Consider the following 19,953-nt stretch of genomic DNA (forward strand, 5'->3'; position numbering starts at 1 on the left):
CTTCTTTGCAATCATGAGGGTTAATCAAACGGCGGCGGCGCCAGTACCTCTCGGTTACCGTTATGCCCTTGCTCGCTCACAATGCCCTGCGCCTCCATTTGTTCAATGATACGCGCTGCGCGGTTGTAGCCGATGCGGAACTGACGTTGTACACCAGAGATAGAGGCTTTACGTTTTTCAGTAACGAAGTTAACTGCCTGGTCGAATAACGGATCCAGCTCTTCGCCGCCGTCCATGCCCCCCCCCCCACCTTCGCTTTCGCTTTCGGAGGTAATGCCGTCAACGTATTGTGGACGCCCACGCGCTTTCCAGTCCTGCACCACTGCGTGCACTTCCTCGTCGCGCACGAAGGCGCCGTGAACACGCACCGGCGAGGTCGAGTTCGGGCCGGAGAACAGCATATCCCCCATTCCCAGCAGCGACTCAGCGCCGCCCTGATCGAGAATAGTGCGGGAGTCAATTTTGCTCGAGACGGTAAACGCGATACGGGTCGGGATGTTGGCTTTGATCAAACCGGTGATGACATCCACGGAAGGACGTTGTGTCGCCAGCACCAGGTGGATACCTGCCGCACGCGCTTTCTGCGCCAGTCGGGCAATCAACTCTTCCACTTTCTTGCCAACGGTCATCATCAGGTCGGCGAACTCATCCACCAGCACCACGATGTAAGGCAGTTTCTCCAGCACCGGATGCTGGGCATCCATGCTATCGCCCGGCTTCCAGTACGGGTCCGGGATCGGACGGCCCATGCGTACCGCCTCGGCGATTTTCTCGTTATAACCGGCAAGGTTACGCACGCCGAGCGCTGACATTAGCTTATAGCGACGTTCCATCTCGTTAACGCTCCAGCGCAGGGCATTGGCCGCGTCTTTCATGTCGGTCACCACTTCGGTGAGAAGATGGGGAATACCTTCGTAAACGGAGAGCTCCAGCATTTTCGGGTCGATCATAATAAAGCGCACATCTTCCGGCTGCGCTTTGTAAAGCATGCTGAGGATCATGGCGTTGACACCAACCGATTTACCGGAACCGGTAGTACCTGCAACCAACAGGTGAGGCATTTTCGCCAGGTCGGCAACCACCGGATCGCCCGCGATATCTTTACCCAGCACCACGGTTAACGGAGAGGGGTTATCACGGAACTTGGTGTTGTCCAGCACTTCACGCAGGTAGACGGTTTGACGTTTCTTATTCGGCAACTCAAGCCCGACGTAAGGCTTGCCGGGGATCACCTCTACCACACGTACCGCGACGGTAGAGAGGGATCGCGCCAGGTCACGGGACAAGTTAGAAATTCGCGCCGCTTTAACGCCAGGCGCCAGGTTCAGCTCGAAGCGGGTGATAACCGGCCCCGGAGAATAGTTCACCACATCCGCTTTGATGCGGAAGTCTGCCAGACGCGCTTCCACCAGCCGCGCCATCTGCTCCAGAGCAAAGGTATCGACAGGCTCTACCTCTGACGGCGGCGGCGTTAACAGGTCAAGCGACGGCAGCGGCGTGCTCGGGCGCTGCAGCGGACGGCTGTCACCGTTACGCATCAGCAGCGGATGGATAAGGCTCTCCTGAGGCTGCTGATACTGCGGCGGCCGTTGAGGCGGCGGCTGCTGCGTCCAGGGTTGCGCTGCGAGTTGCTGTTTCTGTGGTTGCTGCTGTGGCTGCACGTAAGCCTGCGGCGCTGGAGCCGGCGGCTGACGTACGGGTTCGGCTTCCGGCATCACGCCCGGGGTAAACAATGGCTCGCTCGGGCCATCATCCACCAGGTCCTTCAGCGGCGAGAATTCGAAATCAGCCAGCGAGAACGGGTTCGCGCCGGTGGGTTGATCGCCGGAATAGCGCTGCTGCTGAGTGGCGGCAAACTGGCGGGCTAACTCCGCTTCTGCCGCATTATCTTCGTCTTCCTGCACAGGCTCAGGGTGTTGGTACGCGTCGCCGTAGCGTTGATTCTGCTGCGCGGCGAATTGACGCGCCAGCTCATCCTGGTGCAGTTCGTCGGCATCGTCTTCATAACCTGGCTCGCGCGCGTGCTCTTGTGTCATACGCTGGGACGGCAGCTTAATACCATAGGAGGCCAGCTCACGACGGGTTGGCACGCGCACGCGGTTAGGGCGAGGCAGTTGAGGACCAATCCCCTCTTTCACCTGAGGGCGTGGCGCACTGCCTGCCAGGCTAAAGACCGGTGCAGCCGCGACGGTAGCGGCAGTGGCTTGCTTCACGCTCTCAGCCACCGGAGCCATGGCCGCTGTAGCATCTACCGGCGGTACAGAAACGGCAGGCGCTTTGGTGACTGGCTCCTGAACGGGTTCAGGTACGGGCTGATACCAGGCCGCCAGCTGTTCGCGCTCGCGGGCACGACGCTCCTCGACCTCTTCGAAATAGTACATCGGCGGACGCGAGGGCTTCGCCTCTTCCATCACGTCAGGTTCCGGCTGTGGCGCAACGTAGGGCTCGACCGGCTCAGGCACATACTCCTGATACGGCTGGGCGGCGGGCTGCTCGACGTGCGAATACCCCTGCGGCTCATACACCGGCTCCGGCTGTAAGGGCTGCTGCCATTGCTCCTGCTGTACCGGCACATAGCTTTCAGGCTCAGGCGCAATAACCGGTTCCGGGGTGTGCACGCCTGGCGCGGTCTGCCAGTTAACCTGAGAGCGCTGGATAACGGAGTCCGGCGCCGGAACGGGCGCGGTGGGCATGACCGCCTGGACAGGCGCGGCGTACGCCTGGGCCGCCGTGGTAGCGGCTGCAGCCACCGCAACCGGCTCGGTTACCGGGTGGCCGTGCAACAACGGATCGTACTCGTCAAAATCACCCGGCAGCGCGCGGTTGCCTGAGAAGAGCACATCTTCTGGATCGACGGCCGCTCCTGCGGCACGGTACTCAACCTGCTCGTCTTCATCCATACGTTTGCCGGAGAAAAGCGCCGCATCGGTTTTACGGCCAAGTGGATTGGCAAATTTTTCAGCGACGCGCTGACGACGCGCCAGCGCACCGCGCAGAATGCGCGCACGACGAGACTCATGACGCTGCACGGGCGCATCGTCATCCTCTTCGTACTCATCTTCATATTCGTCTTCGTCTTCGTCTTCGTCGACCCACGTATCATCACGGCGGGTACGATTGCTGGCGAAGGTCAGAAGCGTAAGGATAAAGCTGCCGATCTTCTCGGCAATGCTCACCCACGACCAGCCGGTGAACAGCGTTAAACCTGCCGCCCAGACACACAGCAGCGTCAGGGTGCCGCCGCTGCTGTGAAGCATCGGCTTCAACACGGAACTCAGCAGACTGCCAATCACCCCGCCGGACGCGAAATACCAGATATCATCAGCGTTAATGGCCGCCAGCCCGCAGGAGGTGAGGATCAGCGCCAGCGCGCCAATCAAACGCAACGACACCGCAAAGTAATCGATGTAATCATCATTTTGACGGTGCCGCCAGGCAAACCAGCATCCGCCAATAATGATGACGGGAATGGTGTAAGCCATCACACCGAAAATGAACAGGAGGGTGTCCGCAAGCCAGGCGCCGGGGACGCCGCCTAAATTATGGATAGGCTCGTGCCACGCGGTCTGCGACCAGCTCGGGTCTGAGGGGTTAAAGCTGATTAAGGCAACCATCAGCCAGACGGCAAAAAGGGCAATAACTATCAGCAACGCCTCAAGGAGACGACGTCCGCTGCTTAGCTTAGATAGTGTGACTTCTTTGTCTTCAGTGTATTCCTGGCTCAAAAAAGGCTCTCCAGGTATCAGGCAATTCCTGCCTGTTTGCTAAAACGGACAACAGTGCCGGGTATCCCCGGCACTGTTGCTGTATGGATTAACAGGAGTGTAATCAAACTACACTGACTTTGCACCTGTTCCGTGTTAGCGCGTCTTAATTACCAGACGATTGCTCTGTTTGACCTCTTCCATCACCACATAGGTGCGGGTGTCATTCACGCCAGGCAGACGCAGCAGGGTTTCACCCAGCAGCTTACGGTAGGCGGACATATCGGGTACGCGGGTTTTCAACAGGTAGTCAAAATCACCGGACACCAGATGACACTCTTGAATTTCTTCAAGTTTTTGTACAGCGGTATTGAATTGTTCAAACACATCCGGCGCACCACGATTCAGAGTAATCTCAACAAATACCAGAAGTGAGGCATCCAGATAATGCGGGTTCAGCAGAGCCGTATAGCCCTGAATAAAACCCTGTCTTTCCAGTCGGCGCACACGCTCAAGGCACGGCGTCGGGGAAAGCCCCACACGTTTAGAAAGCTCGACGTTGGAAATACGCCCATCCTTCTGCAATTCATTAAGAATGTTACGATCGATACGGTCGAGATCTTTGCCAGGGCGCTTCTTGCTATCTACCATTATTATTGTCTCTCTGTATTCCTTCCCTACTCCTGCCTGGACCCTGCACACATCACTGTTCAGAGCCTGTACCCGTTTTTCATCACATCGCCTGATTATGGAATAGACGCGATGTGGGATCGGGTTCTGTTTGTTAAGAAGACCGTCATCGACATCACGTATGGCATCTGTCCACACCATGCGTAGATTTTACTGACACGGTTAAAAATGGCATTTCCATGCATGCTTATGCGGTACATGGTTAATGCGGATTTTTTCTTCCTCGAATGTTTTCGCAAAAGCGCAGGTGATTGTCAAAGCAAAACATCGATTTTTAGTACAACATGCCAGATATTCATTACGCCCGGGAATTAATCCTCATTTTCTTGCCGTATAAACGACCGTTTTTCAGTTGAAAGCGTTATGTTATAGCGCTCGGTTAATCGTCGGCATCTATTACACATATCGTTATCAAAATTGCTGAGCTCTTTTTTTACGGCTACAAATTCCCTACAATCCTGCCCAATGTCTGCCAACAACAATGGGGATCTCATGGGCACGGCCAAACACAGTAAGCTACTCATCCTTGGTTCTGGACCTGCGGGATACACCGCGGCGGTCTATGCTGCACGCGCTAACCTGCATCCGGTACTCATCACCGGTATGGAAAAAGGCGGTCAGTTGACCACCACCACAGAAGTAGAAAACTGGCCAGGCGACCCGAACGACCTGACCGGGCCGCTGCTGATGGAACGTATGCACGAGCATGCGGCCAAATTCGAAACCGAAATTCTGTTCGATCATATCAATAAGGTCGATCTGCAGAACCGTCCGTTCCGTCTGACCGGCGACAGCGGCGAATATACCTGCGACGCGCTGATTATCGCGACGGGCGCCTCTGCCCGTTACCTGGGTCTGCCTTCTGAAGAAGCGTTTAAGGGCCGCGGCGTATCAGCCTGCGCAACCTGTGACGGTTTCTTCTATCGCAACCAGAAAGTGGCGGTTATCGGTGGCGGCAACACCGCCGTGGAAGAGGCCCTCTATCTGGCGAACATCGCCTCAGAGGTGCATCTGATCCACCGTCGCGACACCTTCCGCGCGGAAAAAATCCTGATCAAACGCCTGATGGATAAAGTGGCGAGCGGCAATATTGTGCTGCACACCAACCGTACGCTGGAAGAGGTGACCGGCGATCAAATGGGCGTTGCCGGTCTGCGTATCCGTGATACGCACAATACCGATAGCGTTGAAACGCTGGACGTCGCCGGCCTGTTCGTGGCGATCGGCCACAGCCCGAACACCGCTATTTTCGACGGCCAGCTGGAACTGGAAAACGGCTATATCAAAGTACAGTCCGGTATTCACGGCAATGCAACCCAGACCAGCATCCCAGGTGTCTTCGCAGCAGGTGACGTGATGGACCATATTTATCGTCAGGCGATCACCTCTGCGGGTACGGGCTGTATGGCCGCACTGGATGCGGAACGTTACCTCGACGGACTGGCTGAACAAGCCAAATAATCTTTACAAGTCAGTAACAAACGTAAATAAAGGCGGCGATAAGTCGCCTTTATTGTCTCTCCGTTGTAACATTGCGCTGCCCACTTTCTAATAACATCACCTGCAAAGCACGCAATGGAAAAAACCCGTCAACAAGAGTTAACACGCTGGCTGAAACAGCAAAGCGTTATATCCCGCCGCTGGCTTATGATCTCGCGACTTCTGGGGCTAGTCAGTGGTGTGTTGATTGTTGCCCAGGCATGGCTGCTGGCTCGCATTCTTCATCATATGATCATGGAGAACATCCCGCGCGAAGCGCTGTTGATGCCGTTTATCGTACTGGTTCTGATTTTTGTTCTGCGCGCCTGGGTCGTCTGGCTGCGTGAGCGCGTCGGTTTCCATGCGGGGCAGCATATCCGGTATGAAATTCGTCGCCAGGTGCTCAACCGTCTTCAGGATGCAGGGCCCGCGTGGATCCAGGGTAAGCCTGCCGGTAGCTGGGCCACACTTATTCTTGAACAGATCGATGATATGCACGACTACTATGCCCGCTATCTCCCCCAGATGGCGCTGGCCGTGTTTGTGCCGCTGCTGATCGTTATCACCATTTTCCCCATTAACTGGGTGGCGGCCCTGATTCTGCTGGGGACCGCGCCGCTGATCCCGTTATTTATGGCGATGGTCGGTATGGGCGCGGCAGATGCCAACCGTCGTAACTTCCTGGCGCTTGGCCGCCTGAGCGGCCACTTCCTTGACCGTCTGCGCGGGATGGAAACCTTACGGATCTTTGGTCGTGGGGAAGCTGAAACCCAAAATATCCGCCTGGCTTCGCAGGATTTCCGCCAACGGACCATGGAAGTATTGCGACTGGCGTTTCTCTCCTCGGGCGTACTTGAATTCTTTACCTCGCTGTCGATTGCGCTGGTTGCGGTCTACTTCGGCTTTTCCTATCTTGGCGCACTGGATTTCGGCCATTACGGTACGGCGGTGACGCTCTCTGCGGGTTTCCTGGCGCTGATCCTGGCGCCGGAATTCTTCCAGCCTTTGCGCGATCTCGGCACGTTTTATCATGCAAAAGCGCAGGCCGTGGGCGCCGCCGATAGCCTGAAAACGTTCCTCGAGACGCCGCTGGCGCACCCTGAGCGGGGTGAAATGACCCTGAACGCAAAAGATCCGCTGACGATAGAAGCGCATAACTTTTCTGTCCTGTCGCCTGAGGGCAAGGTGCTGGCTGGCCCACTGAACTTTACCCTTCCCGCCGGGCAACGGGTGGTTCTTGTCGGCATCAGTGGGTCGGGTAAAAGTTCACTCCTGAACGCGCTGTCGGGATTTATGGCTTATACCGGGTCGCTGCGGATCAATAAAACTGAACTGCGCGATCTCGACCCGGACGCCTGGCGTAAACAGCTCAGTTGGGTGGGGCAAAACCCACAGCTTCCGGCCGCGACGCTGCGTGAAAACGTGCTTCTGGCCCGCCCGGATGCCCATGTAGATGAACTCCGCTCCGTGCTGGACCGCGCCTGGGTGAGTGAGTTTCTGCCGCTGTTACCACAGGGCGTGGATACCATTGTCGGCGACCAGTCCGCCGGTCTGTCCGTTGGGCAGGCGCAGCGTGTGGCCGTTGCCCGTGCCCTGCTCAACGCTTGCCAGCTGATGCTGCTCGATGAACCTGCGGCCAGCCTGGACGCGCACAGCGAACAGCGCGTAATGCATGCGCTTAACGACGCCTCGCGCAAACAAACGACCCTGATGGTAACCCACCAGCTTGATGGCATTGCCGACTGGGATCAAATCTGGGTAATGGATAACGGCCATATTGTTGAGCAAGGTGATTACGCCTCGCTCGTTGCCGCACAGGGGCCTTTTGCCGCTCTGCTGGCGAATCGTCAGGAGGATATCTGATGCGCACCCTGCTCCCCTACCTTGCACTGTATAAACGCCACAAATGGATGCTGACGCTGGGGATTATTCTGGCGATTATCACCCTTCTCGCCAGTATCGGGCTGCTCACCCTCTCGGGATGGTTCCTGTCGGCCTCTGCCATGGCGGGCTTTGCCGGATTATACAGCTTCAACTATATGCTCCCGGCTGCGGGCGTGCGCGGTACTGCCATTACCCGTACTGCCGGACGTTATTTCGAGCGTCTGGTTAGCCACGACGCGACGTTCCGCGTGCTACAGCACCTGCGGATTTACGCCTTCAGCAAGCTGTTGCCCCTCTCCCCTGCCGGGCTGTCGCGTTTTCGCCAGGGCGAGTTGCTCAACCGCGTGGTTGCGGATGTCGATACCCTTGACCACCTCTACCTGCGCGTGATTTCCCCCATTGTTGGCGCATTTGTAGTGATCGTGGTGGTGACGCTGGGGCTGTGCGTGCTTGACGTTCCCATCGCGCTGACGCTCGGCGGCATCATGTTACTGACGCTTATTCTTCTTCCGCCGCTGTTTTACCGTGCCGGTAAATCAACCGGTGAAAAGCTGACGCGTCTGCGGGGAGAGTACCGCCAGCAGCTGACATCCTGGCTGCAGGGACAGGCTGAGCTCACCCTTTTTGGCGCCAGTAAGCGCTACCGTTCGCGCATGGAAAGTACTGAGCTAAACTGGCACGAAGCGCAGCGTCGCCAGTCTGAGCTGACCGCCTTCTCACAGGCGCTGATGACGTTAATTGGCGGCGTGGCCGTCATTGCTATGCTGTGGATGGCCTCCGGCGGCGTGGGCGATAACACCCAGCCCGGCGCGCTGATCGCCCTGTTTGTTTTTTGCGCGCTGGCCGCGTTTGAAGCGCTGGCGCCGGTGACGGGGGCGTTCCAGCACCTGGGGCAAGTCATCGCCTCTGCTCTGCGCATCACCGGGATTGTCGAGCAGAAGCCGGAAGTCACGTTTAGCGCAGAGCAGACCCCGGTCCCCACGCAGGTGGCGCTCACGTTGCATGACGTCATGTTTGCCTATGACAGGCAAGCCCAAAACGCGCTGGAGGGGATCACCCTTTCTGTCAATGCCGGACAGCGCATCGCTATCCTTGGCCGAACCGGTTGCGGGAAATCAACGTTATTACAGCTCCTGACCCGCGCATGGGATCCACAGCACGGGCAGATTCACTTCAACGGCACACCGCTGGCGGATTTTAGCGAACAGAGCTTGCGTAAGACCGTGAGCGTTGTACCGCAGCGCGTGCACCTTTTCAGCGCCACGTTGCGCGATAACCTGCTGCTGGCCGCGCCAGACGCGTCCGACGATACACTGCGGACGGTGCTGGAACAGGTGGGGCTGCATAAGCTTCTTGAGGATGAAGGGCTTAACGGCTGGCTGGGCGAAGGCGGCCGCCAGCTTTCCGGCGGTGAGCTGCGTCGTCTGGCGATTGCGCGCGCCCTGCTGCACGATGCCCCGCTAATGTTGCTCGACGAACCGACAGAAGGGTTGGACGCAACCACCGAAAGCCAAATTCTTGATTTACTGGCCAGGGTTATGGCCGGTAAAACGGTACTGGTCGTGACCCATCGCCTGCGCGGACTGGCGGGGTTTGATAGTATAATTGTGATGGACAATGGCCACATTATTGAGCAAGGTAGTCACGCAGAACTGTTAGCGAAACAGGGCCGCTATTACCAGTTTAAACAGCGTCTGTAGACTATATTTGTAACGTCCCTTACTCGCGTACTGGAGTTCTGCTGTCATGCGCCTGATCCAGCTTTCTCGTCATAATATCGCCTTCCCCTCACCGGAAGGGGCGCTGCGTGAGCCTAACGGGCTGCTGGCGCTGGGCGGCGACCTCAGCCCCGCACGGCTGTTGATGGCTTATCAGCGCGGCATTTTCCCGTGGTTTTCTCCCGGCGATCCCATTTTATGGTGGTCGCCCGATCCCCGTGCCATACTGTGGCCTGCGCAGTTTCACCTGAGCCGCAGCATGAAGCGTTTCCATGCAAAATCACCCTACCGTGTGACCCTGAATCACGCTTTTGGCCAAGTTATTGAAGGTTGCGCGCAAGACCGACACGAAGGGACCTGGATCACCCAGGATATTATCACCGCCTACCATCAGTTACACGAACTGGGCTATGCGCACTCTGTTGAGGTGTGGAAGGGAAACGATCTGGTGGGCGGCATGTACGGCGTGGCGCAAGGGACGCTGTTTTGCGGTGAGTCGATGTTCTCCCGTGCGGTTAATGCCTCAAAAACAGCGCTGCTGGTTTTCTGCCAGCAATTTGCTCAACGTGGCGGACGGTTGATCGATTGCCAGGTGCTTAATGAACACACCGCCTCGCTCGGGGCCACTGAAATCTCCCGTCGTCACTACATTGAACACCTTGAGACGTGCCGCCAGGATAGGCTCCCGCATGATTTTTGGATACCAGGGACACTCTTTCTGCCCAATGCCTAAATGTTTTCCGCATATTTTTTATGAGGGTGTTATAATTACGCCGCAGAATAGCTTCTGCCTGTTGCCCCGCCGCCGTTTGGGACCCTCGCTTCAGATAACGTCCGTGCGTTTATCCTGTCGTCTCCCCTTTACGAATGCGCTTCCTGTTCGGTTGTACAGTGACGCTTGGGCAATGCGCTGAAACTGTTTTGCTGCGTTTTAATCGCGCAATTCTTTACTTAATTGATGAATTTCGGCATTATCTTGCCGGTTCAAAACTTGGTAGTGATACCCCAGAGGATTAGATGGCCAAAGAAGACAATATTGAAATGCAGGGTACCGTACTTGATACGTTGCCTAATACCATGTTTCGCGTAGAGCTGGAAAACGGTCACGTGGTAACTGCGCACATCTCCGGTAAAATGCGCAAAAACTACATCCGCATTTTAACGGGCGACAAAGTGACTGTTGAACTGACCCCGTACGACCTGAGCAAAGGCCGCATTGTCTTCCGTAGTCGCTAATTTTTTTCGCCTGTAATGGCAGATGAATATTAAAAAAGGCCAGGATGCTTCCTGGCCTTTTTTTATGCGCGTGAGTCCCGCTTAAGGGCGGCGATCATTTACAATCCCCGCTGATTTTAATGAATCGATCGTCGTAGATGAGAGAGTGGTTCCCCTGCTTACGTAATGACGGCTGATGCACCTCGTCGCCCGGGCGAAGGTACCAGGCATCCCCCTCCTCTTCCGTGGTTTCACATCCTGGCTTGATGAGCAATTTAAACCAGGTATTACCGGTGTTACGCACGGTTCCGCTCGCCTTGTCGTAAGTCCATCTGAACTCAACCTGGCGGGGGCGGACAACCAGGATCGTGTCCATCACCACCACCGGCTCCATGCTGACCGCCCCGCCATTCGATTTTTGCATGACCAGATTGCGGGTGGGGATCTCGCGAAATGTGACCCGGTAATAACGTTCACGGTTATCCCCGGGGCCATGATAATAGAATTTAAAATAGTCGCTTTCGCCAGGCTGAAGCGTTAACTGGCGCGGCGAAAAAAGCAGCTCTCCATCCGCCGGGCGCGAATGAACTTCCCGGCCGCCGGGCCTGTCGATAGCGGTCAATGAAACACGGTATAACCGTGAACTCTTATTGTTATTCAACACCTTTTTGGCGACAAATTCCTCGCCTGGAGCCAGCGAAAAGGTCAGATTACCCACAGATATCGCCTGCGCCAGCGGGGTAATCAGGAGCCACAGGAGCACCGGGTACAATTTAGTTAATATCACGCCATGTAGCCTGGACATGAATCTCTCCTGAAGCGCTGACCTCACCAAACCATCCATTATTGTCCACAGTACGCTGGGAAATAGCGTTATCCATGGGGATAGAAAATTTAACAGTCGTTTTATCAAGCTGGCCTGCATCGCCTGAAATATCCACCCACGGTGTTGTTAACCATAAAGCATCTGTCATATCATGCCAGCCGTCGTCACAACCCGCGTCATACTTTTTAACCTCTCCGGTGCTGGTTATAAAAGATAAAAAAGCGGGAAATGGTACTTTGGTTAAACCGTCTTCAGAACTGAAAATACAGTAGGATCGCCCGCCAATATTCTGCGCTGGTCCTTTAACTTTTATCAGAACTTCATCGGCGGCGGTTTTTCCACTGGTGGTAACAAAATAACCGAAATCAAGGGACGGTTCATTACCGCCAACGCTACCGGACCGTTTAGGTGACGTCGTCAGCTCATCAGATATGATACTGACGCTGAACTCCCTGGGTTTTATGATTAAGGTATTCGACGTCGAAAACTCATACCAGCCAGCCTCTACCGCATTGGAGTTTTGAAATCTAAACGCCAGTAGATCTTTGGTATCGGAATCACTTAATCCTAAATCAACCATTTTCTTGAAAAAATTACTTGAGAAGAAAACATACACGCCAGTAGCGTTTTTAAGTTCGTTAAAATTATAATAGGATGCAGTGCCATTCAGTCTCTTCCAGCTTTTTCCATCAAGGCTAAACTGCAGATCGCTCCCTGAGATAGCAGAGAGGAGTGTCGGGTTCGTTATGGCCGGGAACATACTTATACTGCTATTACTTAACCCATTATTTTGCAGCGAGTAGTTTACCATCCTGCAGCTCAACCCGTTCAATGAACCAATGGTCTGGATAGTACAGTCTGAACTCCCGGCACCCAACGTTGGAACACCATCGCTATTGATGAAAACTTCTGAAAGCGCTCCGGTATTAATCAGTTTCATATGCGCGGCTTTCATTTGCGTGACATTTCGCACATACCACGCGCCAGACGCCTGATCTTTGCAACGAGCACCGCTGCTGGCATCGTAATTAACAGACGTCTGACAGGTATTAATAGACATTGTAAAACTGTCGCCTACCGGCAATTGCTGTAGATAATAGAAAAAGGCATCGGACATCATGCCGTGCATCCATTTTGCGCCACCAGGCGTTACGGTCACTCCGTAGAAACCATTCGAATCCGTGGTGGCTGGCAGAATGAGGCTGGTGGCCATATTGCACCCTGCATACCAGTTAATACAGCGCAACCCAAGCAACGGCTGAGAAATAGGTGAATTCTCCAGCCACATATCAAATTTCCAGTTAGCGTTAAGCCCGGTATTATAGCCATTATCTATATAGCCGAGGCTAACCTGATAAGTAGGCCCTGTGCCGCCATATTTTAAGCCCGTCCAGCGGTTTGACCCGGTCATTCGCGGGTCCCTGGCGGCGCCAGGCGTAACAAAATAGTTATTATCTCCATTATTTTCGACGAAGACGAATGGCATTATGCCGGAGTTTGGCCAAACCGTTTTCGAGACTGCAGCATCAGTATTCAACGAGCCGGTTATTAAAAAGAGTAATAAAAGTGCTTTAATCCCTTTAACTTTCACTGTTTCCTCCTGTCTGTGGCACGCTTGCCCACGAAGAGAGACCCTTGCATACCACATCTCCAACCCAGAGTGCGCCGCGCGCCTTGTGTAAATCCAGTTCAACTTCACAGGTTTTACTTTCTCCATGGCTGAAATCGATAGTGGGATGCTTTTTATCGATATCCATAACAAACTCCCCCTTCTCATCGGTACGGGTTCGTCCTATGTGGTTATTAATGCTCGCATTGGACAGCAATGTTCCATCCTCAGCGCGAATGCGCCCGGATACTGTCACCATCTGCTTCACTTCCGGCTCAATCACGGCAACGTTGCCAGGATAAAGCGTCAGGTTGCTCTTACGCCCCTTTACAATGTCGTAACTGTCAGACGAGTTCTTACTGTTCTGCAGTTCGACTTCGTAGCGGCCGTATGGCAGCAAGGTAAGATAATTTTGTTTGCCGCTGAGCTGTACAACGCGCCCGTTCACTTTGGCGCTGAGTTGGCCGTCATCTTCCAGGCCGGTTTTAAAAATCACGCCGGCGTTACCCTCGCTTCGTCCGCTGGCGGCAATATTTGTCCCCTGCCAGCCGACGCTGCCGCTGGCCGACAGGTTTGTATTGATATAACCGTCCGCGCCGCTACTCACGTTCAGTGTTCCGTTGGCATAACGCGTTTCAAATTGCGCGTAAGCGCCGCCGCTCAGGGTTTTATCATCACCCGTCTCGCCAGAGATCGCCCGCGACACGTTCGCTCCGACGGTGCGAATAGCCCCTTCGTCAATGTGCTTACGGGCGGAAATATTGGCCATGGAGTAACCGTTCTGGTGCGTCATCCCGGCGCTGATCCAGTTACCGAGCGGAAGGGATAAATCAAGGGCGATGTATTTCCCGGTACTGGAATTGCTGTTGCTATTATTGTAACGCTGTACCCCCGCACGCAGCCCCAGCGAACCAAACGCGCCGCTATAAACCGTCTGGTAGTAATCTGCCGTGTAGTAATGATTGTTATAACGGCGGTCGTCGTTATAGCTAAGGCTGAGCGTGCCAACTTTTGACCATAACGCGTTGAGGTTTACTGTGCCGCCAATCGCCCGGTTATCTGCGTTGCTGCGCCTGAGATTATCGCCAATACGGCTCTTCTCCTGGTTAACCCATAGCGAACTAAAGCCGCCGGGTAAGGCGGCACTAATGCTGCTGATACTGCTCCAGGAGCCGTCGCTCGCCAGCATATTTTGCAGATTGAGACTCACCGTCTCTGTCACCGGCAGCGTAATGCGGGTTTCACCGATGGCGTTATTATCGAATCCATAGCCGCTCGCGGCCCAGCTCAAGGTGCTCAGGGCGCCAGAGGAGGATATGCCTGCCAGCCAACTCTCTTTTGCCGGTTTCGTTTTTTTACCGCCTTGCGACCAGCTGTCCATATGGAAGCTGCCGCCCCATATTTGCCAGGCCACAGGCGCACCTGCGCCGCGACCACGGCTAAAAAGTTTATTTACCCGCTGGGTACGCGTACTGACCAGCCGGCCATTAACAATTACGTCCACATTAATGTCGTAGATACCATACGGCAGGCCGCGGGTGTCTACTTCATGATTGCCCATGACAAAGTTTTGGACGCTCAACAGCCGCCCGTCACGGGTGAGATGGACCTCCCCGGCCGCAGGCAGGAAAGCCACCACCGGCGTCGCCGACTGGCTGGTATCAAATACCGTTGAGCTGGCCTGATTCCCCCATGACGCCCCGTAGATTTTGCCTGCTGAAATCGCGGACGTTGGGCCCAGAGACTGAAGATTCCAGGTATCCAGCATCCCACCTGCAAAGCGATGGCCGGCGAAATCTCGCTCATACATCGCCTTATACAGCGCATTATCCTGGCGAGAGGTGCCCATGCCGTAAAGCGAACCATCCAGAATGACGTGATGCTCGCGCAACGCACTGACGTTATTGAGTGAAAGATAGCTGGAGGTATTACCACTCCCGCTGCGCATCTGGTTGTTATAAACCCCCAGGTTATACTGCAGGTTATTACTGACCGCATTAACGCTGGACTGCCCGATATCTTCACTGCGCGCACGCAGTACGGTACCCAACGCCTCTCGCTTCACAACCAACTGCAGAATGAGCTGTCTGAAACTGAACCGGAGCCAGGCATCATCCGTCAAGGATACGTTTAGCGCCCGATCAAAGGCGGCATCCGCAAGCTGGAGTAATTGCTGACGTGTCTCGTCGCTGACCCGCGCGTTATCATCGTTCTCTTCGAGAATAATCTTCCGCACCCGCAGCGCATGGCCTTCAAGCCAGATATAAGCCGTCCCGATACGCTGATCGTTATTGTTATCGCTACTGCCTTCCAGATGAATAAAAAGCGGAATGCTCATACCGTCCTGCAACGCCTGGCTAAAAGCCTGCGGGATAATAACGCCGCCGATTTGCTGTACAGAGTCTGCGGCAATACTGTCGGCTGACGGCGCCAGCAGAAAAAGTATGCCGGAGGCAAGCCGCATTTTCGGTCCTGGGAAGATCGGTCGTAAAGGCATAGTTCTCGTCCGTTAGCACCAATGTCTATTTCACAGGAACAAATTGCTCACCCTGCCAGGCCGCAACCCGACCTTTTTTGTCGGCGATATTGACCCGTGTGAAGTTGCGCGATTTGCCGGGCATCAGGTAGTAATTTTCTTTGCACTCTTTGCCGTCAGCGCTTTTCAGGCATGGGCCGTAGGCGATGATGCGCAGGGTGGCATTACCGGTGTTGGTTAGCGCGTTGCCCGTGAACGTCCAGGCGTAATTTACCTTGCGTGGCGCCACTACCAGGAGGGTACCTATCCGCGCTGAGGCGGTCGCCACGGCACTGCGCTCGGATCCATGATGCTGAGCATCACTTAACGCCTGATCAAACCAGATGATACGGTAATAACGCTCCCGGTCATCGGCAGGGCCTTTATAGAAGAAACGAACGACTTCACTGGCCTGGGCTGGCAGCAGCAGACTGGCAGGAGTTAGCAGGATCTCATCCTGTTTTTCCATAGGGATCACCCTGCCCTCTTCCAGGGGTGAAGAGAGGCGTTCGAGATGAATGTTTATCAGGCGGCCGCTGTCGGTGGTGTTTTTAATCTCTTTACTCAGCGTACTTTTATCGCTGTTCATAAAAGAAGAGATTTCCCCCACATCCAGCGCCAGCGCGGGGCTTGCTATACCCACAAACAAGGCAAGAGAAAGAAGGTGTTTTTTCATCAGAGTTCAGTCCATGAATAAAGCAGGGGGAAGTCCCCCTGCCTTGTCATATACGGGAGATCAGCTTGTCCAGGTCGCGTCGAACTGTACGCTGACGTCGCCGCTCCAGATCCCTTCCGGCAGCGTGCTGTAGTCAGTCACTGGGGTTGTGCCATCAGTGGTGCCGCTGATAATGGAAAAATTGAAACCATCCTGAACGGTCGTGCGGCCTGCAACGTTATAACCTGCAGACAATGCGCTGAGGTTGCCGCCCAGTACGCCATTTGCGGTATCGATCATGATAGTGTCGGCATTTTTCGCCACTTCAGCGCCATTGTAATTAACGCCTACGTTCAGGGTTGAACCGGAGGTATCCAGCTGAGTCAGCGTATTCGTTACCAGGCGGGAGGTCAGCTTAAAGGCCGTTGCCGTCGTATCACCTTCAATTGCAACGTCAAAAAGACCTTTCTGAGAATTAAAACCTTTTATTCCCTCTGCATACTGAAAAGCGAGGCTGCCCAGTGGGGTAACAATCAGTTTACTGGTGGTGTCTTTTTTGGCGGTTGCCGACCAGGTCGCGACAGCCTGAGCGGTAGTATCAGCAGCCTGAGCCATTCCCATTCCGGCAAATGTGGTAACCAGTGCAATAGCAAGAATCTTTCTTTTCATTTCAATATCATCCTGAGTTAATTATAATTCATACTTAACTATTCCCACTAAAATGTAATAGGAATAGCAAAGTTACGCGCAAAGGCACGGTAATAATGGAGATAAACAGGTCTTTATCGTGATGAGAGCATGGGGAAACTTTCCATGACCAAAATAGCCAGAGAATCCCATGCGTTAAACGCATCATTAAAACTACATATAAAACAATGGATTAATACACTTACAACACCCTCATCATATGAGTACGAAAGTGATTTTTATGTATTTGTATACATGCCTTAAATAAGCGTATTTATCATCTTCATGTCAAAGATGAAGATTTTTTATCTCAACGAATTGAGCGGCAGTGTAACAAAATTTTTTTTGCGCAACTACTCGCAAAATGTTATAAAGATGTTAATTTGATGGGATTTTAAGGATGCAGAATTTAACTCAAATAAAACCACATTAACAATATGGACTGGAAATCCTTGTTATTTAAGGCGGTTATTTAACCCGTTAGCGGATATTTTTGGTTTAATTTCATGCTGAAATTAAACCAAACTATTTCAAAACAACCTGGTTTTCGTTGAATGTTGGTTAATGCGGGTCATGCACAGCAACCAGCGTCTCAGGATTGACTACACATTAACGCTACCATCAGCAGAATATGCTTTATTTCGGGTTATGGCCTGATTTTAATGATGAGGACATTTTGCCTCTCATCATCTCCCACACCTGGCGATTAAAAGGTGTGATATTATAGATTGTTAGTTGAACGTATTTCCCATCAACTGCCAGACTATCCCTGAAAGGTTCAACCGTTGCGCCAGGGCGAAGTATAACACTCCCTTTATACCAGATAACGAGTTTAAGCATCTTAACGCTAACGATGCTTGTAAACATAATTCCCGTGGCAGGGCAAACAAGGGTATCTATGACAGTCCATTTCATGTACAGCTCCTTACAGATTACAACGAAATTAACAGCGGATCCCGATCAAATATATCCAGGAATTTGCTTAGAAGAATATAGTTGACGTTCTTAAAATAAGCAATGATATCGCAAGTCATTGAAATTGATCATTTTTATACTTTTTCTTTATTTCTTTTGAATTCATACATTAAGCTAAACATTGCTTTATCGTAAAAATTTAAAAAATTTTTAAGTGGCGATATATTATATATGACACGAACAAGAATCTTCTGACGATAATACTTGCATTACATATTGTTTTACTATCGAATTGTTAGCTTTTATAATTTTCCCAGAATAAAACAAAATCAAAACATATCATTAACACAAAGAAGGGTTATCGGCATAAGGAAGCGTAATACGCCCGGTCTGTTCCGCTTTCAGTGCGCGATAAACCGGAGAAGTGAATTGAATATATCAATAAGACAGAAAGAACCGCCCCCTCAAAACGGATGCGGCCGTCATTGCTTAAAACCAGGGAACCGTCGCTGTCGCGCTTAAGCCATACGTTGAAAATGTTCCCGCGACGGGTGCGCAGAGTAATTCTCCGTGCCGAATAAAAAGCCGGAAAGATTGCCCCGATGAGAGGCTTCGCAGGTTCAGCCAGGGTAAATCAGTCCGTGCGTCTTCCGCTGTCCTCAGGCGCTGCTGCGCCTCTTGTTCTGTTATCCATCCCTTTTTCACTGAACGCCGCATCAGCCGCTGCGCGCTGCTTTTAACCTGTACACGATTCACACAACGCCAGGTGCTTACCGCAGGCACAGGTTTTATATCCGCGCATATACAGTAATCGCTTAGCCCTTTGCGCCAGGCCAGTAATTCGAGTTCATTCAATGCCGGCAGGCTTCCGTGCAGACGCAAAATTGCCCCCGGCTTGATGTCATGTGCGGGAAAACTGATACCAATATCCCCTTTTCCTCTCTGCCCGAGCACACGATGAAGTTTGGCCACCAGCGCCGCCATCAGCATCTCTTCACTGAACTCCGGGTCTGGCAGCACGCGGATCTCCAGGTAGTGATCCATACCAGCTCCTTACTCGCCCTTTTCGCCGAAAACGCCGCCACGGATAAGCACAGCCATCACGTAGTGCTGTTGTTCCACGTCAGGTTTTTTACCTTTCGTGACCCAGTTATCGAGAAGCGTGTAGAAATCCATACTCTCTTTTGGTTGACGGCACGCCACCCCGCGGCTGGTCACAGAGCCATATGGCTCTACGGCGATAGCCCCTAACTCATCAACCAACGGATGCCAGGTATCGATAGTTCGCAGTGCATTGCCAATTTTCTGCGAGTGCATACCGGCAACGTTATCCACCTGATACAAGAGGCGGCTTTTCGTGCTATTGCCGTCCAGCACCAGCTCCTGCGACGGGAAAATCTCCTGTCCGGCCCCAAGCAGCACCTGCGCTTCAACATTTAACAGGACAAATCCTTCGCCGCTGAGTCCTTTTTCAATCTCCGTTGCCAGCTGGATGAGTTGCTTATCGCTGGCGGAAAAATCACGCAAACCATAGCCATACGCATCAAATGTCCAGGTGTTGCTGCCCGTGATGTTCACGACGATTTTTTCAGCACCGACGCGGTTACGCCATAAAAAACGTCCGTTAGCCAGGTTGGTTGCGTAGCGACGCGCCAGTTCAGCAAAACCGTGCTCTCTGATATAGCCGTCAATCACCTGCTGTAGCGCATCCTGATAGTCACGGTCATTGCACACCGAAGGGGTAGAGATATTACCGAGTACGCGCAGGGTAAATTTAACCTTTAGGGTATCGGCATCTGCCGGGAGTGCTGCCACATCCACTCGCTGAAGGTTAGCCTTCTGGATCTCGGCATCCAGTTTAGCCGGGTCGTTGATCAGCGCATTTTTCAGACGGTTTGAAATAGTGCCGCGCACCGCTTTCTCCTGAATGCAAACAGGTTGCCACTGTTTGCCCTCCCAGCTTCCGGAATACATTACTGCATCAGAAGTCGCCAGTTTGCGTTCAAATGCCAGTACAGATGCCGTTTTGACAGCAGTTGGAGCCTTAGCCATAAAT

15 protein-coding genes are annotated in these 19,953 nt (G+C 53.3%); 5 read left to right on the top strand and 10 right to left on the bottom strand.

What is annotated here, in order from left to right; genetic code table 11:
- Window positions 1–20: 20 nt before the first annotated feature.
- Window positions 21–3,725, bottom strand: coding sequence for a DNA translocase FtsK 4TM domain-containing protein (locus NL510_RS15125; protein ID WP_253377946.1), 3,705 nt, complete (start codon window positions 3,723–3,725; stop codon window positions 21–23).
- Window positions 3,726–3,860: 135 nt separating this feature from the next.
- A complete protein-coding gene (gene lrp, locus NL510_RS15130) occupies window positions 3,861–4,355 on the bottom strand; it encodes a leucine-responsive transcriptional regulator Lrp (protein WP_000228473.1) in 495 nt (164 codons plus the stop codon).
- 531 nt (window positions 4,356–4,886) lie between these two features.
- Here lrp and trxB point away from each other — a divergent pair.
- From trxB to infA, 5 genes are all read left to right on the top strand, one after another.
- Window positions 4,887–5,855, top strand: a complete 969-nt coding sequence (gene trxB / locus NL510_RS15135) for a thioredoxin-disulfide reductase (protein WP_253377947.1) — start codon at window positions 4,887–4,889, stop codon at window positions 5,853–5,855.
- A gap of 114 nt (window positions 5,856–5,969) precedes the next feature.
- Complete coding sequence (gene cydD, locus NL510_RS15140; RefSeq protein WP_253377948.1) at window positions 5,970–7,736, top strand: heme ABC transporter permease/ATP-binding protein CydD; 1,767 nt, start codon at window positions 5,970–5,972, stop codon at window positions 7,734–7,736.
- Entirely contained in the window at window positions 7,736–9,457 is a 1,722-nt protein-coding gene (gene cydC / locus NL510_RS15145) for a heme ABC transporter ATP-binding protein/permease CydC (RefSeq protein ID WP_253377949.1), read from the top strand. The genes cydD and cydC overlap by 1 nt, the downstream gene beginning before the upstream one ends.
- Before the next feature lie 46 nt (window positions 9,458–9,503).
- Window positions 9,504–10,208 (top strand): leucyl/phenylalanyl-tRNA--protein transferase, encoded by a 705-nt coding sequence (aat, locus tag NL510_RS15150; RefSeq protein WP_253377950.1) that lies wholly within the window; start codon window positions 9,504–9,506, stop codon window positions 10,206–10,208.
- Between the two features lie 284 nt (window positions 10,209–10,492).
- The gene (gene infA, locus NL510_RS15155) at window positions 10,493–10,711 is read left to right on the top strand and encodes a translation initiation factor IF-1 (protein ID WP_002211347.1); all 219 of its coding nucleotides are present in this window, start codon (window positions 10,493–10,495) and stop codon (window positions 10,709–10,711) included.
- A 94-nt stretch (window positions 10,712–10,805) separates the two neighbouring features.
- Here infA and NL510_RS15160 read toward each other — a convergent pair whose 3' ends face one another.
- The 8 genes from NL510_RS15160 to csy3 form a co-directional block, all read right to left on the bottom strand.
- Window positions 10,806–11,495, bottom strand: a complete 690-nt coding sequence (locus NL510_RS15160; protein ID WP_253377951.1) for a fimbria/pilus periplasmic chaperone — start codon at window positions 11,493–11,495, stop codon at window positions 10,806–10,808.
- Complete coding sequence (gene ecpD, locus NL510_RS15165) at window positions 11,464–13,092, bottom strand: fimbrial adhesin EcpD (RefSeq protein ID WP_253384946.1); 1,629 nt, start codon at window positions 13,090–13,092, stop codon at window positions 11,464–11,466. Before ecpD ends, NL510_RS15160 begins: the two co-directional genes overlap by 32 nt.
- A gap of 4 nt (window positions 13,093–13,096) precedes the next feature.
- Complete coding sequence (locus tag NL510_RS15170; RefSeq protein ID WP_253377952.1) at window positions 13,097–15,622, bottom strand: fimbrial biogenesis outer membrane usher protein; 2,526 nt, start codon at window positions 15,620–15,622, stop codon at window positions 13,097–13,099.
- 25 nt (window positions 15,623–15,647) lie between these two features.
- Window positions 15,648–16,316 (bottom strand): EcpB family pilus assembly chaperone, encoded by a 669-nt coding sequence (locus tag NL510_RS15175; protein ID WP_253377953.1) that lies wholly within the window; start codon window positions 16,314–16,316, stop codon window positions 15,648–15,650.
- A gap of 60 nt (window positions 16,317–16,376) precedes the next feature.
- Window positions 16,377–16,964 carry a common pilus major fimbrillin subunit EcpA gene (gene ecpA, locus NL510_RS15180; protein ID WP_253377954.1) on the bottom strand — a complete coding sequence of 196 codons (588 nt, stop codon included), beginning with the start codon at window positions 16,962–16,964 and terminating at the stop codon, window positions 16,377–16,379.
- Between the two features lie 654 nt (window positions 16,965–17,618).
- Entirely contained in the window at window positions 17,619–17,897 is a 279-nt protein-coding gene (locus NL510_RS15185; protein WP_253377955.1) for an anti-adapter protein IraM, read from the bottom strand.
- 489 nt (window positions 17,898–18,386) lie between these two features.
- Window positions 18,387–18,941 (bottom strand): type I-F CRISPR-associated endoribonuclease Cas6/Csy4, encoded by a 555-nt coding sequence (gene cas6f / locus NL510_RS15190; RefSeq protein ID WP_253377956.1) that lies wholly within the window; start codon window positions 18,939–18,941, stop codon window positions 18,387–18,389.
- Between the two features lie 9 nt (window positions 18,942–18,950).
- The gene (gene csy3, locus NL510_RS15195; protein ID WP_253377957.1) at window positions 18,951–19,949 is read right to left on the bottom strand and encodes a type I-F CRISPR-associated protein Csy3; all 999 of its coding nucleotides are present in this window, start codon (window positions 19,947–19,949) and stop codon (window positions 18,951–18,953) included.
- Between the last annotated feature and the right edge of the window lie 4 nt (window positions 19,950–19,953).

Origin of the sequence: unidentified bacterial endosymbiont, from assembly GCF_918797525.1 — a bacterium.
In the GTDB taxonomy this organism is placed as follows: Bacteria; Pseudomonadota; Gammaproteobacteria; order Enterobacterales; family Enterobacteriaceae; genus Enterobacter.

Excerpts from the sequence above, each read along its gene's own strand:
- NL510_RS15175 (WP_253377953.1), bottom strand. The coding sequence starts at position 16,316 with ATGAAAAAACACCTTCTTTCTCTTGCCTTGTTTGTGGGTATAGCAAGC.
- cydD (WP_253377948.1), top strand. The coding sequence starts at position 5,970 with ATGGAAAAAACCCGTCAACAAGAGTTAACACGCTGGCTGAAACAGCAA.
- NL510_RS15185 (WP_253377955.1), bottom strand. The coding sequence starts at position 17,897 with ATGAAATGGACTGTCATAGATACCCTTGTTTGCCCTGCCACGGGAATT.
- ecpA (WP_253377954.1), bottom strand. The coding sequence starts at position 16,964 with ATGAAAAGAAAGATTCTTGCTATTGCACTGGTTACCACATTTGCCGGA.
- infA (WP_002211347.1), top strand. The coding sequence starts at position 10,493 with ATGGCCAAAGAAGACAATATTGAAATGCAGGGTACCGTACTTGATACG.
- trxB (WP_253377947.1), top strand. The coding sequence starts at position 4,887 with ATGGGCACGGCCAAACACAGTAAGCTACTCATCCTTGGTTCTGGACCT.
- cydC (WP_253377949.1), top strand. The coding sequence starts at position 7,736 with ATGCGCACCCTGCTCCCCTACCTTGCACTGTATAAACGCCACAAATGG.
- cas6f (WP_253377956.1), bottom strand. The coding sequence starts at position 18,941 with ATGGATCACTACCTGGAGATCCGCGTGCTGCCAGACCCGGAGTTCAGT.
- aat (WP_253377950.1), top strand. The coding sequence starts at position 9,504 with ATGCGCCTGATCCAGCTTTCTCGTCATAATATCGCCTTCCCCTCACCG.
- lrp (WP_000228473.1), bottom strand. The coding sequence starts at position 4,355 with ATGGTAGATAGCAAGAAGCGCCCTGGCAAAGATCTCGACCGTATCGAT.
- NL510_RS15170 (WP_253377952.1), bottom strand. The coding sequence starts at position 15,622 with ATGCCTTTACGACCGATCTTCCCAGGACCGAAAATGCGGCTTGCCTCC.
- csy3 (WP_253377957.1), bottom strand. The coding sequence starts at position 19,949 with ATGGCTAAGGCTCCAACTGCTGTCAAAACGGCATCTGTACTGGCATTT.
- NL510_RS15160 (WP_253377951.1), bottom strand. The coding sequence starts at position 11,495 with ATGTCCAGGCTACATGGCGTGATATTAACTAAATTGTACCCGGTGCTC.